The sequence below is a fragment of the Corallococcus sp. CA053C genome (assembly GCF_003611675.1).
Lineage (GTDB): Bacteria > Myxococcota > Myxococcia > Myxococcales > Myxococcaceae > Corallococcus.
On record NZ_RAWA01000238.1, the window covers coordinates 1 to 14,844 of the forward strand.

Sequence of the window (14,844 nt, forward strand, 5' to 3'; positions counted from 1 at the left end):
GACGTGGGGGGTGCGCGACTTGCGCGGGGTCCGGGACGGCTTCATTCGGGCTTCACTCAGAAGTAGAGCGTGATTTTCGTGATGAAGAAGTCCGACAGGCACACGGACACGGAGGTGATGGCCACCGTCTGCGTGGTGGCGCGGCCCACGCCTTCGGTCCCACCCTCCACCGCCAGCCCCTTGAAGCAACCCACCAGGCCGATGATGAGCCCGAACACCGCGCCCTTGACGACGCCGGACACGAAGTCGCCCATCAGCACCGCGTCCATCGCGCCCTGGAAGAACTGATCCAGGGAGATGCCGTACTGCGAGCGCACGACGAGCGCGCCGCCAATCAGGCCCACCACGTCCGAGAACACGGTGAGCACGGGCATGACGATGAGGCACGCGAACACGCGCGGCACCACGAGCTTGCGCAAGGGGTCCGCGCCGAGCGCGCGGATGGCGTCCACCTGCTCCGTCACGGTCATGGAGCCCAATTCCGCGGCGATGCCGGAGCCGATGCGCGCGCCCACGGTGAGGGCGGTGAGCACGGGGGCCAGCTCCCGGAAGAGCGTGAGGATGACGACGCGGCCCACGGTGTACTGCACGCCGAAGCGGGCGAGGAAGTAGCCGAACTGCAGGGAGATGACGAGCCCGGCGAAGGTGGCGGTGAGCAGCGCGATGGGCAGCGAGCGCACGCCCAGGGACTCGGTCTGGTAGATGAGCCCGGCCACGTCATACGGGGGGCGCACGGCGCGGCTGAACACCTGGCCCGTCATCACGGACAGCGCGCCCAGCGACTGCATGCGCTCGTGGAGGCGCTCCTTGAGGGAGGGCCCGGAGGGGACGTGGGGTTCGGGCATCATCGCTGGCGCTCCGCGTGGAAGCCGGAGACGAGGCTGTCGAAGTCGGCCATGCGCGCTTCGGCGGTGCCCACGGGGGCCACGTAGCTGAAGTCGAAGACGCAGTTGTCCTTCTTGACGACGACGAGCTCCAGCGACACGGGGACGCCGTCGAGCTTCGCGACGTAGCGGCTGCGGAGGGCCTCGCGGCCGTCCAGCGTGAAGGTGCGCTGGCCCAGGTCCTGCCGTTCGGTGAAGCCCATGAGCAGGTGCTTCGTGAGGACGGGCAGGGACGGGTCGTCGTGGTCCTTGCAGGTGGAGTTGGTGGCGAGGACGCGGCCGGTGTCACCGCGCTCCACGAAGGCGAGGTCGTTGTCCTCGAAGCCGGTGCGCTGCCAGACGTCGTTGGACAGGGGACCGACGCGGTACTTCACGTCCGACTTCCTCAGCTCCGAGTCCTCGAACGTCGCGCGGTGGCACCCCGCGAGCAGGGGGGACAACACGAGCGTCAGCAGCATCCGCGACATGGCACCATTTCGTTCGTCCCGAGGGCTTCCGGGTGGGACGGCGCACGTCATGGTGCAGGCCTGGGGCGTCCGCAACAACTTCGTTGGAGCAAACGTCGACTACCGCGCCTCACGCCGCCAGCGGGCGCCCGGTGTCTCGGAAGGACTCCGGGCGTGGCGCACGCGTTCGTGGGAACACGAAGGAGACACGACCGCGAGGGCGTGTATTCCAGGGGAGCCGGAGGTGCCGCTCTCCCGCCGTGTCCCCGGTCGGACGCGGGGGGCGTGCCCTGGAGGGGGACTGCTTCTGGACGGGATGAGGACGCATGTTCAGCCGGGAGTCCGAGGGGATTCTCACGAGGAGGATTCGATGGACGGCGGACTGGCGATATTTGGATTCGGGCTGTTCCTGTTATCGATTGCCAACCTGTTCGCGCGCACGTCGTACTGGTTGGCGTGGCCGCTGCTGCTCATCTCGATGGTGACGATGGGGATGGCGTTCAGCGAGTCGAAGCGCCTGCGGAACGTGTCGCTGGGCGCGTCCGCGGTGCTGGCGGTGCTGGGCATCATCGCGTGGGCGACGGGCACGCCGTGGTGGCTGACGCTGGCGGTGTTCCTGTTCGCGGTGGCGTTCGGGATGCTGTGGGCGGAGTTCCGCTACACGTACTTCGGCCATGTGACGCAGGAGCAGCTTCCGCACCGGGCGAAGCGAGGGCCGGTGCACTGGCCCTGGCAGCGGCGGCGCGTGCACTAGGTAGACGGTGTGTCTGTGTTCACCTGGCCCGCGTGGACGGTGAGCCAGAGGGAGTCACTGGCGGCGGCGGCCCGGACGAGCCCCGCGTCGGTGGTGGTGAGGAAGACCTGCGCGCCGCTCTGGGCGAGGTAGCCCATGAGGTAGGCATTGCGCTCCGGATCCAGCTCGCTGGAGACGTCATCCAGGAGGAGCAGGGGGAGGAAGCCCATGGCGGCCTCCAGGTTCTCGATTTCGGCGATCTTCCAGCCCAGCACCAGGGCGCGCTGCTGTCCCTGGCTCGCGTAGGCGCGGGCGCTGCGGCCGCCGAGCGTCACGGAGACGTCGTCCACATGCGGGCCCACGGAGGTGAAGCCGCGGTCCAGGTCGCGGCGCAGGCGGCCCGCGAGCGCTTCGCGAAGGGCGGCGGCGAGCGTGGCCTCGTCCGCCTGGGCGAAGTCCGCGCCAAGGTGCGCGGGGTGGTAGCCATACACGGCGGGGTCGGCGGTGCGGCCGATGGAGGCGAACGTGGCCTGGGCGCGAGGCGCGAGCTCCGCCATCAGCGCGCGGCGGCGGGCATAGAGGCGGGCGCCCGCGCGGGCGAGCGTTTCGTCGTAGGCGTCGAGGTACGCGGCGTCCACGGAGGCACCGTCGCGGAGCAGGCGGTTGCGGTTCTTGAGGGCGCGGGCGTACTCGCGGCTCTCCTTGAGGAAGGCGGGGAAGCGGTTGAACACGGCGCGGTCGAGGAAGGCCCGGCGCGCGTCGGGGCCGCCCTTGATGACTTCCAGGTCGTCCGGAGTGAAGGCGACGACGGAGACACCGCCGAAGTAGTCCTCCAGGCTGGAGGCCTTCTTGCCGTCCACGAGGGCCTGGCGGGTGCCGCCGCCGACCTCGACGGAGATCTCCCGCTCGGCCCCCTTGAGGAGGAAGCGGCCGGTGACGCGGGCGGCCGGTGAGCCCCAGCGGACGAGTTCGGAGAGGCGGCCCGCGCGCAAGGGTTTCAGGGTGGCGAGGAAGTAGAGCGCCTCCAGGAGGTTGGTCTTCCCCTGCCCGTTCTGGCCCACGGCGATGGTCGCGTGGATGCTGGGCGCGAGCTGCACCTTCGGGAGGTTGCGGAAGTCCTGGACCTGGAGGGAGAGGAGGCGCACAGCGTCACCGTGAGGGGGGCCCTTCGTACTACAGATGCGGCGGGCGGCCAGTGCCGTGATGCGGTGTGCTCCGCTGGTTGGGGGGCACGGGTGGAGGCGGGCTGGGGTTCATGGCACAGCCTTGTCCGTCTCACGACACCGGCACCGTGGACGTATCGACCGGGCGGAAGGACGCGCGTGAGCTGACCCACGCCATGAATCCTGCGGCGTGAGGGGACAGACATGCGGCTGCATTGGGCAGAACTGCTGCTGCTGGGAACACTGCTTGCGGGGTGCGCGACCTCCCGGGTGGTGTACCTCGACACAGGTCAGGGCAAGCCCATCGTGTACAGCCCACCGAAGAGCGTGGACACCATCGAGGTCGACGCCGCTGCGTTCCAGCAGGTGATGACCCGGCTGGTGTTGGACATGCGCTTCTCTCTTCGGCCCGAGGAAGAAACGGGTCGGCGCGCCCGGCCCGCATCCTGGGAACCGGAGCCTCGCACCCGAAGAAACGACTACGGTGCCTGGTGCTCACGGCAGGGCCAGCCGGAAGAATGCCTTTCCCTGCTGGAGGACGGCTTCACCTTTCTGGATGCCAGTGAGCGACGAAAGATGGCCCTGTCCTTCGCATGGGACGGAGTATGGGACGGAGTGCAGGGTGCCGTGCAGGAGGTCATCAACCCACTCGCCCTCAAGGCGATGATCACCTCCGCGATGGCCGCGTACATGCTCCTGCTCGTCGCGCCCGAGCCGGTGACGAAGCTCGTGGCGATTGCGCTAACGACCTACGTCATCGCGTACATCGGACTGGATTCCTTCGCCAACCTCATGAAGGGGTGGCAGCGGCTCTCCGTGGACTCGGAGCGGGCTGTTGCCTTCGATGAACTGCAAGACGCGGGGCGGGCCTTCGGGAAGGTGCTGGGACAGAACGGCGCACGGGTCCTCATCCTGGCCCTGACAGCGGCGCTGGGCGGAGGCGCGGCGAATCTGGCCACGAAGGGGCCCATGCTCCCGGGTTTCGCCCAGGCGGCTCTCGCGGCTGAAACCAACGCGGGCTTCCAGCTGTCCGCGGCGATGGTGGGCGGCGTCCGCTCCATTGCCATTGCCGAGGGCACGATGACCGTGGGGCTTGCGCCTCATGCCGTTGCCATGGTGGCGCGAGGCCCCAGAAGCCAGGATGGCGGCATCTCGGTCAAGGACACGCACGTTGACATCCCCAAGCACAATCTCGACCGACTGGCCCCAACGTGGGCGGAGCAGCGGCAGGTGCTCATCGATGCGGTGCGCCAGCTCGACGGGAAGGTGAGCCCCTTGTCCACAAACGCCTCGGGGGCCGTTTTCGAGGGTACCCTCCAGGTGAAGGATGCGGTGGGGACGCCGGTCAACCTGACCCTTCGTTGGTTCAGATATGCGGACGGAACCATCACCCTCAACACGGCGTTCATCCCGCCATGAAGGCTCAATCCATGAGCGACACCCTCAGTCAGCTCGAAGAACTCGCTCAGCGGCGCCTGGAAACGAACGAGCCAGGGCCGGAGCAGGAGCTGCTGGGAGCACTTTCCCAGATCACCGACACGGCCCAGCTTCGGGGCCTCGCGGAGCGCTTCTATGCGGATCCAGAGGTCTCCGTTCCGACCTTTGAACGGATTCTGCAACTCTGTCCTGGAGACGTGACTGCACGTGTGCAGTTTGGCTTCGTGTACTTCCTCATGGGAGAGGATGAGGCGGCAGTCCGGCAGCTTGAGGAGGCCCGGACGCTGGACCCGGAACATCTCCAGGTGCTCACCCTGGAAGCTGCCTTGTCAGGCGACCCCGCGGAAAAGATCCGGCTCTATCGGCGCATTCTCCAGAAAGACCCACGAAATGAGGTTGCGCTCGGGAAGCTTCGGGAGCTGGATGTCTCGCAGTAGCGCAACCCTGCGGGGATGGAAGCGCACTACAGCCTCCCCTTCCCCAACTGGTACACGAACCCCGTGCGGATGAAGAGGTACAGCACCTCGTCACTGTCGTGCTTCACCACGAAGATGCGTGCGCCCAGGAGCGCTTCGTTCGTGAGCCCGGCCGGCCTGGGCAATGGCATCCATTGCAGCAGTCCCGCCTGTCCGTCCGCGCGCGTTCCTCGCGCCGTCGCCGCGTACACGTCCGTCTCCGTCAGCGCCACCGGCCAGCCCGCGAGCGAGGCGTAGTCCACCGCGCGCCCCTCGGCCGGCAGCGGCTTCGTCAGCGGCAGGCCCTCCGGCAATCGCAGCACCACGCCGTCCCGCAGGCCCACCCTTCCGTAGCCCACGCCTGCGCCTTCGCGGCTCCAGACCTTCACCGGCTCCGCGTCCCCCAGGGGCAGCGGTGTCAGGCTCCAGCGGCCCTCCTTCGACTGCGCGTATTCGAAGAGGCTGCGGCCCGTGGCCACCCAGCCTCGCACCCGCTGCGGCGTTGCTCCCGTCAGACTCACGGTCCGGTCCCTCGCCAGCGAGCGCACCGGGAAGCCGGGATCCGGGGTCAGGCGCGGCAACACTCCGGGGAGCTGTCCCGGTTCGGTCGTCGGGGAGATGCCTTCCAGGGAGTAGAGCTGATCATTCGCCGCGATCACCAGCGAGCCTCCTCCTTCCGCCGTCACCCCCTGTCCCAGGAAGGGTCCCGACGTCGGCGCACCGCTGGGTGCCAGCAATTGCGGCCCGTACGTGCTTCCCAATGACACGTCCGAGGTCGCGCCCTCCGTGTTCACCTTCGCCACCTGCCCCGACTCCAACACCAACCATCCCGCCGAGCCCTCCACCAGGCCGCCCAGCGCGGGCTGCTCCAGCACGCCCCCGTCCGCCTCCGCCGACGACGCTGTCACCGACAGCCCCACGCGCGCGGGCAGCTTCGAGTCCGGCACCTCCAGCGACAGGTAGTCCCGCGTCAACGCCAGCAGCCCACTGCCCAGCGGCGCCACGCTCTGCGGCACCCGGTCCAGGTACAGCGGCCGCAACGTGGACAGCGTGCGGCCCCGCCACACCTGCCCGTGCTCCCCTCCCAGCAGCGCCCCCGAACCCAATGAATCATCCACCGCTCCGGCTCGCGCCAACCGCGTGCCCGTGGTGCTGTCCGAGGACAGCTCGGCGAAATCCACCGGCGCTTCCAGCGGCTGTGTGAGACAGGCATCGCTCGGATTCACCACCGAGCTCCCCACCACGCGCGCGAAGGTGCGGCGGCCTGCCTGCGCGGACTCGCACAACACCTCCACCCCCAGCGCTCCGTCCGACACCGGCGTGAACGCCACCAGGCGCCCCGTCCCGCACGGCGTGCAGTCCGCCCAGGCCCGCTCCAACCTGGGCTCGCCTCCACTGCGCCGCAGCACCCAGGTGCCCAGCACGTGCCGACCTTCCAATGGCCGCCGCAACGCCCAGACCTCCGCGGTCTCGTTGTGACGCAGCGACCACACCGGCGCGCGCTCCGCCGTCGTCGGGCTCGGCGCTCCTCCCGCGGAGATGGGGTCCTCCGGGTTGAGCACCTTCCAGGTGTCCTTGCCTCCCGGCACGCTCGCGGGGGCTCTCCAGAAGAAGTACTCCGGCGTCACCACCACGGGCAGCGCGTCGGGTCCTGTCCCGGCGTCCTTCGTGAACACCGACGCCGGCACGGGCCTCACGTCCAGGTAGGGCAGCAGCAATACATCCGGCGGACACGGCGGCAGGGGCGCGGCGCCGCACACCTCCACGCCCGCGTCTGGCAGGGCTCGCAACGCTCCTGGATAGGGCGTGAACGTGCCCGTGTCCGGCGCCACCTCGCCCGCGCCCAGCGTGTCGAGCAGCACCGCCAGCAGGCCCCGCTCCAGCCGCCCCGGCGCCACGCGCAGCGCTCGCACTCGCGTGGTCACGACCGTGGGATCCACTGTCAGCACCGCGACCTGCGGACGCGTCTCATCCAGCCGTCCCAGCCGCAGCGCGTTCTCTCCGCTCACCGCGCTTCGCTGCGAGACGACCGCCACCCGCGTCCCCGTGAACGCGAGCTGCCCGGGGGTCAGCGTCGGGGGCTCCACCGTGAGCGAGCGGACCACGCGCCCGTTCGACAGGAAGGCGCCACCGTCCGCGTAGCCCACCACCGCCTGGCCTCCCCGCGCGTCGGAGGCCACCAGCCTTGCATCGCCCTCCAGCAGCACCGGGTAGCGACGCGTGGCCTCGAAGGTCGGCTCGCTCGACTGCGTGACCGACTCCTCCTTCGCCTCGTGGCACCGGCTGTCGATGCCGCAGCGCCACGCGGGCGGACAGGCCGTGTCGCGCACGTCCTCGGACTGCGTGAGGTCACAGGGGAACGCGTTGCCTTCGTCCACCTTCACGCCGCCGGAACACGCCGCCGCCACCGCCCAGAAGCTCGCGGCGCCGAGCAGGCCCAGGAGGAAGCGGCGGGCACTCGCGCCCGAACCTTCGCCACCCGAGGGCTTCATGTGTCGCGCGTCTCCGCCACCACCCTGTGCTCCTTCGTCGCCAGGCTCGCCCATGCGCTGCCCCTGTCGCGCGTTCATGGAAACACCCCCGCGAAGCCCAGCCCCCGGTGCGCCGGCACCAGTGCCACTCGAGGCCCACCCTCCGGCGGCGGCATCAGGTACAGCCCCGCGCCCACCAGCAGCGCCCCGGCCGCCATCACGCCCAGCGCCAAGGTCTTGTCATTCCCCAGCTTGCGGTCCTGTTCCTGGTAGTACGACAGCGGTCGCAGGTTCTGCCCCGCGCACGCGGAAGCCCCTCCCGGACACAGCTCGTCGTTGAGCACCTTCTGCCGCGACAGCGCGATGAGCCCGTACACGCCCCCTCCCAAGATCGCCGCGCCGCCTCCCGTCAGCAGCGAGTACGGCAGCACGCGCGAGGCCGGCGGCGGCAGCGGCGCGCCACTCGCCTCCGCCACCGCCCAGGGCACCAGCTGCCTCAGCGTCTGCGGATCCTTTGCCAGCCGCGTGCTGCGCCCCACCGGCTGCCCCTTCACCGTGTCGATGACCTGGAGCGACAGCTCATACGTCGCGCCCAGCTTCGACAGCGCTCCCGTCAACACGTAGCGCGCGCCCAGCACGTCGCCCAGGTCCGTGGCGCACGACGACGGGTTCGTGTCACAGGCGCCCAGCAACTGCCGCTGCCGCTCCGTGCCCAGCACCGTCTGCAGGTCCTTGCGCGACAGCACCTGGAACAGTCCGCGCTCGGTGAGCGTCTGCACCACCGCGTCGGTGAGCGCCGCCGCCTGTTCGGGCTCCGCGCCCTGCGGCGTCAGGTCCGAGACCAGCAGCCTCGGCTTCTCACCCTCCTTCAACGGCGCGGCCTGCACCTTCGCGCCCTCGGGCGGCGGTGCCACCTCCGCCGCTGCCGCACCGCCCGCCGCGAAGAAGGCCCCCAACGCCCACAACACCCCGACGACTCCCACTGTCCTGTGCAACGCACCCTCCCGGGCGCCGCCCACACAGGGCGCGGGCACCAGGGACCCAATCTAGCGGAGCCTTCGCTCGGGCAACCAGCACCGCCCCCTCACAACACCCCCGTCGCCCCCGTCCAGTGCTTCGCGGCCCAGCCCAGCGCTCCCAGCCCCGCCACCAGCAGGCTGTACTCCACCAGCGTGCGCGCATCGCCCTCCTCGGGCGCCGGCGTCGCGAGGGCCCGGTACACCGCCGCCAGCCCGACGAGCAGGAACAGGTTCTCCCCCGTGAGGAACCACGTCGCGCCCAGCACCGCCACCGCCAGCCACCGCTGCTTGCGCGCCAGCGCCCGGAACCCGCGCCCGCCGTCCAGCTGCCACAGTGGCACCAGGTTGAACACGTTGAGCCAGGCCGCCGCGTGCGCGATGGCGCTCAATCCCTTCCATCCCGTCACCACCGCCGCGATCAGCGCCACCACCGCCGCCGCGCTGCCCCAGATGGGGCCCGCCAATCCCACACGCGCGTCCTCACGCCCATCCACCGGTGACTGCTTCAGGCGCACGAACGCGCCCAGGCCCGGGATGAACATGGGCGCGCTGGCCTGCATGCCGAAGCGGCGCAGCGACGCCACGTGCCCCATCTCATGCACGTAGATGCACGCCACCAGCCCCAGCGCGAAGCGCCAACCCCACACCGTCCAGTACACGCCCACGGCCAGCAGCATGGAGAACAGCGTGCTCGCCTGCGTGAGCCCGACGAGCAGCAGCTTCCCCTTGCCCAGCAGGAGCAGCAGCACGAACTTGAACTTCCACAGCATCAGCCCCAGCGCGCCCATGCTGGCCAGCACCTTGGGCATGCCCGAACGCTTCCGCTCCGCCTCCGCCAGCGGCGCCGCCAATCCCAGCGCATCCACCTGCTGGCTCAGCGCCGTCACCTTCGCCGTCACCTGCGCGTGCTGCCCCGTGCCCGGCGGCAACAGGTCCAGGGCCTCACGCCACAGCGCCAGCGCCTCCAGCGGCGCGCCCCGGTCCGTGGCCTCCTGCGCCTGCGCCGCGAGCCGCTTCAACGTCTGCCCATGCACCAGCTTCCGGCACGCGGGACACGTGAGCAGCCGGGGCGCGAGCTCCGAACCACAGCCCTCACAGCGCGGGGTGAGAGGGATTGCGAGCGCTTCAGCCAACGGAGCGCTCCTGCTCGGCGGGTGCCTCGGCCCCGGACGCGTCGGCCAGCTTGAACGGCCCGGCGATGTTCAGCACCGCCTTCTTGTTGCGCCGCCACGCCTCGTACAGCGCGAAGCCGTAGATGAGCCCCGACAGCGGGCTGTCGATGCCCACCAGGACGGGCGCCGCCACGGAGATCATCGCCGTGATGACGACAGCAGCCCTCGGCGAGGGCGGAGTCGCCGCGGCCTCCTCCGTGTCCGGCGGGGCGGCAGGCGCCTCGGGAGTCGACCCGCCCGTGGGCGCCGCAGCCGGGGCGGACTCCCCATACTGCGCCTGGAAGCCCTTGTAGACGTCCGGCGCGAGCGACGCGGCCACCGACAGGTACGTCAGCACCACCGCGACCAGTTGGTAGAACCACCCCCCGCGCCCGTCCGAGCCCTTGAACACCGCGGTCCCCACCATCCAGCCCACCAGCACTGCGATGAGGCCGATGTTGTAGCCCGTCAGGCTCACCAGGAAATACACCAGCGCCCCCGCGATGGCCGCGCCAAAGCCAAACACGCTGGCCATCAGGAAGCGCTTCGACTTGGAGCCGCCCGTCAGCGACGCCTCCACCGATTCGCGGCACGACGGGCACAGCAGGTGGCCGTTCACCTCGAAGTAGGTGCTCGCGATGGAGCGCTCACAGGCGGTGCACCGGGGCGCCGGGGGCGGCTCGGTGTAGTCAGCCTGGTCGAACTGCAGGGGTGTGGCGTCGGAGGCCGGCGGAGAGACGGGGTCGGTCATGGGATGGCTTCCAACCTAACAGATGGCTCCCGCCCCCCTCAAACCACCCACCCTCCAGGGCAACGTCTGTCTTATCCACCCTGTCGCAAGGCCGCGTGACGCGCCGCCTGCACCCGCGCGAGCAGGTCCCGCGTCCCTCCCACGTCCAGCGCCGCCGGCTTCGCGCTCCCGGGCGAGAACAACCGCGCGGGCGTGCTCGCCTGTCCGCGCAGCAGCACGAAGAGCCGCAAGGCATCCCGCAGGGCCTCCACCTCCGGCCCCTCCTCGCTCCGGGCCCGGTGCGCCGCCTGCTCCAGCCGCGCCCACGCCGTCTCCTCGCTCCACGCTCCACGAGGCCGCTCGCGCGACAGGACCGCCAGCGCCGCCGCCGCTTCCACCAGCCCCGCACGGCCTTCCGTGAACGTATCGCCGCACTCCAACCGCAGCTCCGGCTGGGACATCCGCGCGGCATGCCATGACAGGAGCGCGGGCAGCTCCGCCTCGCGCGGCACCACCGGCGCCAGCTCCGCCTCCAGCACCGCGCGCACCCTCACCCGCGCCACGTCGTGCCAGAACGCCGCGTGCAACAGCAGCTCCGGCCCGCTGCGCGGCACCCGCATGGGCGCCCGGCGCATCCGCCGCTGGAGGAAGTCCTTCACCCGCCCCCGCGAGTCGTAGCGCTCCAGCCGCTCCCACAGCGCCACCAGCGACGCGGCCCCCAGGGGCAGCGCCCGCGCCAGCTCGCGCGCCTCGTCCTCGGAGAAGGCCGACGCCCCTTCCGCCACGGGGCGCTTGAACACCCGCTCGAACACCTCGCCCGCGGCGCACGCGGCCCGCAGCTCCGGCAGGTTCCGCGGCAGCAACTCCACCGCCTGCGCCCAGACCCGGCCACCGAGCAGCGGCCCCGCGTCCAGCACCTCCGTCTCCAGACGCAGCAGCGCTTCACCCAGCGTCACCGGTGCCGCGCCGCCCGAGGACAACCGCCGCCGCGCCGCGCGGTCCACCGCCTCGCGCAGCCGGGAGACGTCCAGCATCAGCTTCACGGGCGCGGCGTCGCGGGGCCAGGCCTCCGCCTCCGAGCGGCGCTTCAGCGCGGCCAGCGTCGCGTCCACCTCCGGCTGTACCGCGGCGACCTCCCGCAGCAGCTCGAAGTGGTTGCGCATCCGGTCCTTCCAGAAGAAGGACTCCAGTACGCCCTTGAGCGCGCGGTAGCGCAGGCGCGTGGCCTCCAGGAGGTCCGCTCGGTCCTCCAGCCGCGCTCTCAGGTCGTCCGGACGGGTCGCCACGCCCCCATCATAAGGAGGTCATGCTCCGGCCGCAGGCCACCCCATGGCGCGGAGCGTCGAGCGTGGAACGGTGCGCCGGAGCCGACGTGGGAAGGTGGACGACGGCCCTGCTCAAACGCGCATGGGCATGACGACAGCAGTGAAGCTGCGGTCGCCGGGACCGTGCAGCACGCCCGGGCTGTGCTCGTCGCCCAGCTCGAAGTTGACCTCGTCCGTGTCGGTGACGCCCAGCACGTCCATCAGGTAGCGGGCGTTGAAGCCGATGGTGATGTCCCCGCCCTGGTAGTCCACGTCCAGCGCATCGCGCGCCTCGCCCAGGTCCGGGTTGCTGGCGGTGATCAGCAGCTTGCCCTTCTCCAGCCCGATGCGGATGGCATTGCTCTTGTCCGCCGACAGCAGCGCGATGCGCTTGAGGCCTTCCAGGAGGCGCGTCTTCGGCACGAGGACGACCTTCTCGCCCTCCTTGGGGATGACGCGCTGGTACTCCGGGAACTGCCCGTCGATGAGGCGCATCACCATGGTGAGGCCCGGCTTCTTGAACAGCGCCGAGTTCTCCGCGAAGCCCAGGTGGCACTCGGCGTCCGGAGCCTCATCCAACAGGCGCTTGAGCTCCATCAGGCCCTTGCGCGGGATGATGACGCCGCTCTTCAACTTGAAGTCGCCCGCCATGTCGCGCTCGATGAGCGACAGCCGGTGACCGTCGGTGGCCACCATGCGCACCTTGCCGCTGGCCTGCGGCTCGAAGAAGACGCCGTTGAGGATGTAGCGCGTCTCGTCGCTGGAGATGGCGAACTGCGTCTTGCGGATCATCTCCAGCAGCGTGTTGCCGGAGATCTGCACCAGCGGCGCGTTCTCCTCCTTGGGCAGCTTCGGGTACTCCTCGGCGGGCAGGCCGACGATCTTGAAGTGCGCGGAGCCGGAGCTGATGTCGACGTAGTTGTTCGCCAGCTTCTTGAGCGTCACCTGCGCGTCCGGCAGGTTCTGCACGATGTCGAAGACGTACTTGGCGCTCAGCGTGACGGCGCCGGGCTTGGTGACCTCGGCGGGGTGCTCGGAGACGACGCCGATGTCCAGGTCGAAGGCCGTGACGGTGATGCTGCCCTTGTTCGCCGTGAGCAGCACGTTGGCGAGGATGGGCATCGTCGTCTTGCGCTCCACGATGCCCTGGGCGCGATAGAGGGCCTTCTTCAGCTCGTCGGAGGCGATGCGGAATTCCATCGTGGGCGTCCTTACAGGTCACGGCCCGGAAGGCCGATATCGCGGGGCGGGATGTAGCCCGCGCCCGCGGGAGCGTCAACGAACGGAATCACCCTTCCGCCCTCCTACGAACCCCTTCAACGCTTGCCACTGTCCGTGATTTTCAACCTGCCCGGGCGTCCAGGTGGGACCCGGGGCAAATCGCGCGTGCCACCCTGGCCGGCAGGCGCCCGGCCGGGCAGAGTGGACCCGACCGCGAAGCCCGGACGTTGAACAGGCGGCGGCAGGGGTCCCGGACCTGGAGCCCCCTGGTACCGCGTGGATAACCTGGAACCCGGGCTGGCAGCGGAGGACACTGCGGCCCCCTTGAATGGAGTCGCCATGAATGTCCGCTCCCTGCTGCTCTCCGCCGTGCTCGTGCTCGGCCCGGTGGCGTGCAGCAAGCCGCCCTCCCCCACCTCGCAGCCCTCGAGCGACGAGTCCGGCGCGGCGCCCGCCGACCTGAAGCGGACCGGCGCCGAGCCCTCCACCGCCAACGAGCCGGGCACGGCCGCCGCCGCCCCCACCCCTTCACCCGGAGACGACACCATGAGCAACACCCAGGCCACCGTCTACATCATCAAGGACAACGGCAAGCGCTGCTTCGCCCCCCCTTGCGACCACTACGACCTGTTCGACGCGAACAAGCCGGACGTGAAGCTCCAGTCGTTCCACGAGGTGGACCTGAGCGCCGTCACCGGCGGGGACGACACGAAGCAGGGCGAGCTGATGCAGAAGGCCTTCTCGCCCGGCGGCCTGAAGCTGGAAGGCACGCTGGACAAGCGCCTCAAGGCGGGCCCCGGCGGCGACGCCATCGTGCTGCGCGCCACCCGCGTCATCGGCTGAGGTGAGCCGTAGGCCCCGAGGCTTGCTCGGGGCCTGGGCCCTAGATGCGCACGCCCAGCTGGAAGCCGGGCCAGTGCTGCACGCGCGAGTCGGTGCCGCTGTGCGACTTCACCGACAGCGTGGTCAGCTTCGCGAAGCCCGGCTCCCCCCAGGTGAACCAGGCGTTGTAGGTAGGGCCCGCGAACACGGCCAGCCGGGGCATGACCTGGAAGCCCAGCATGCCGCGCGCCTGCGCCAGCAGGTTGTTGGACTTGCTGGAGAACGGCGAGTCCGTGGACAGCACCTGGCTGCCCACCGCGTCCACGTCCACCCAGAAGCGCGAGCCCAGCGGGATGTGCCCGCCCACGCCCAGCCCCAGGCTGAAGCGCTGGAAGCGATCATCCGGCCCCAGCCCCGCGATGAGCGTGGTGTACACGTGCCGGCCGCCGAACTTCAGCGCCACGTTGGTGAGCTGGATGTCGCTGCCGAACACCTCCAGGTGCAGTTGGCCCTTCTGCTCGAAGGAGAGCAGGCCCAGCGGCACGCCATCCACCTCCTTCGCCACGTTGATGAAGCCCAGCTGCACGCCGTGCACGACGCTGGCCACGTTGATCAACCCCAGCTGCATGCCCGTCACGTCGCCGCCCACGTTGATGAACGCGAGCTGCATGCCGGTGAGGGACGACGCGCGGTTGAGCAGGACGGCGCCCTGCAGGCCCTTCACGTCCGACGCCGCGGAGTTGACGCCCAGCGTGAGCTGGAAGCCGTGGAGCACGCCGCTCGTGTGGTTGACGCCCAGGGAGAGTTGCGCGCCGCTGGCATCATCGGCGATGACGTTGAGGCCCAGCGCCGCCTGGACGCCGGACAGGGAGCCCCCCACGATGTTCGCCCCCAGGGAGAGCTGCCCCACGCCGGACACGTCCCCGTTGGCCAGGTTGAACCCCAGCGTCGCCTGTCCGCCGCGCACCCCGCCGCCCGCCACGTTGCCCGCGAGTGAGAGCTGCGCGC

Annotated in this window: 13 protein-coding genes and 1 pseudogene; 4 read left to right on the plus strand and 10 right to left on the minus strand. The window is 70.2% G+C overall.

Annotated elements, in window-relative coordinates; genetic code table 11:
* Window positions 1–56: 56 nt before the first annotated feature.
* Both D7V97_RS26915 and D7V97_RS26920 read right to left on the minus strand, forming a co-directional pair.
* Window positions 57–848 carry an ABC transporter permease gene (locus tag D7V97_RS26915; protein ID WP_120613505.1) on the minus strand — a complete coding sequence of 264 codons (792 nt, stop codon included), beginning with the start codon at window positions 846–848 and terminating at the stop codon, window positions 57–59.
* Window positions 845–1,351 carry a hypothetical protein gene (locus D7V97_RS26920; protein ID WP_120613506.1) on the minus strand — a complete coding sequence of 169 codons (507 nt, stop codon included), beginning with the start codon at window positions 1,349–1,351 and terminating at the stop codon, window positions 845–847. Before D7V97_RS26920 ends, D7V97_RS26915 begins: the two co-directional genes overlap by 4 nt.
* A gap of 349 nt (window positions 1,352–1,700) precedes the next feature.
* Between D7V97_RS26920 and D7V97_RS26925 the strand changes: the two genes are divergently transcribed.
* A complete protein-coding gene (locus D7V97_RS26925; RefSeq protein WP_120613507.1) occupies window positions 1,701–2,084 on the plus strand; it encodes a hypothetical protein in 384 nt (127 codons plus the stop codon).
* Here the strand turns inward: D7V97_RS26925 and D7V97_RS26930 are convergent.
* A complete protein-coding gene (locus D7V97_RS26930) occupies window positions 2,081–3,208 on the minus strand; it encodes a DNA replication/repair protein RecF (RefSeq protein ID WP_120613508.1) in 1,128 nt (375 codons plus the stop codon). The two genes, D7V97_RS26925 and D7V97_RS26930, sit on opposite strands and share 4 nt — an antisense overlap.
* Window positions 3,209–3,430: 222 nt before the next feature.
* Between D7V97_RS26930 and D7V97_RS26935 the strand changes: the two genes are divergently transcribed.
* Together D7V97_RS26935 and D7V97_RS26940 are read left to right on the plus strand one after the other, a co-directional pair.
* Window positions 3,431–4,645 carry a hypothetical protein gene (locus tag D7V97_RS26935; protein WP_233583242.1) on the plus strand — a complete coding sequence of 405 codons (1,215 nt, stop codon included), beginning with the start codon at window positions 3,431–3,433 and terminating at the stop codon, window positions 4,643–4,645.
* Between the two features lie 11 nt (window positions 4,646–4,656).
* The gene (locus D7V97_RS26940) at window positions 4,657–5,100 is read left to right on the plus strand and encodes a hypothetical protein (RefSeq protein WP_120613509.1); all 444 of its coding nucleotides are present in this window, start codon (window positions 4,657–4,659) and stop codon (window positions 5,098–5,100) included.
* A gap of 26 nt (window positions 5,101–5,126) precedes the next feature.
* Here D7V97_RS26940 and D7V97_RS26945 read toward each other — a convergent pair whose 3' ends face one another.
* From D7V97_RS26945 to dnaN, 6 genes are all read right to left on the minus strand, one after another.
* Window positions 5,127–7,688 (minus strand): hypothetical protein, encoded by a 2,562-nt coding sequence (locus D7V97_RS26945; RefSeq protein ID WP_147444991.1) that lies wholly within the window; start codon window positions 7,686–7,688, stop codon window positions 5,127–5,129.
* A complete protein-coding gene (locus tag D7V97_RS26950) occupies window positions 7,685–8,557 on the minus strand; it encodes a CsgG/HfaB family protein (protein WP_158623462.1) in 873 nt (290 codons plus the stop codon). The genes D7V97_RS26945 and D7V97_RS26950 overlap by 4 nt, the downstream gene beginning before the upstream one ends.
* 116 nt (window positions 8,558–8,673) lie before the next feature.
* Window positions 8,674–9,741 (minus strand): site-2 protease family protein, encoded by a 1,068-nt coding sequence (locus D7V97_RS26955; protein ID WP_147444992.1) that lies wholly within the window; start codon window positions 9,739–9,741, stop codon window positions 8,674–8,676.
* Complete coding sequence (locus D7V97_RS26960) at window positions 9,734–10,510, minus strand: hypothetical protein (RefSeq protein WP_120613513.1); 777 nt, start codon at window positions 10,508–10,510, stop codon at window positions 9,734–9,736. Before D7V97_RS26960 ends, D7V97_RS26955 begins: the two co-directional genes overlap by 8 nt.
* Before the next feature lie 71 nt (window positions 10,511–10,581).
* Window positions 10,582–11,775 (minus strand): hypothetical protein, encoded by a 1,194-nt coding sequence (locus D7V97_RS44805; RefSeq protein ID WP_120613514.1) that lies wholly within the window; start codon window positions 11,773–11,775, stop codon window positions 10,582–10,584.
* Between the two features lie 111 nt (window positions 11,776–11,886).
* Window positions 11,887–12,993 carry a DNA polymerase III subunit beta gene (gene dnaN / locus D7V97_RS26970; RefSeq protein ID WP_120613515.1) on the minus strand — a complete coding sequence of 369 codons (1,107 nt, stop codon included), beginning with the start codon at window positions 12,991–12,993 and terminating at the stop codon, window positions 11,887–11,889.
* Window positions 12,994–13,353: 360 nt separating this feature from the next.
* On the opposite strand from dnaN, the gene D7V97_RS26975 reads away from it, so the two are divergent.
* Complete coding sequence (locus tag D7V97_RS26975) at window positions 13,354–13,857, plus strand: DUF6748 domain-containing protein (protein ID WP_120613516.1); 504 nt, start codon at window positions 13,354–13,356, stop codon at window positions 13,855–13,857.
* 40 nt (window positions 13,858–13,897) lie between these two features.
* Here the strand turns inward: D7V97_RS26975 and D7V97_RS26980 are convergent.
* Window positions 13,898–14,844, minus strand: a pseudogene (locus D7V97_RS26980) (caspase family protein); the annotation flags it as partial.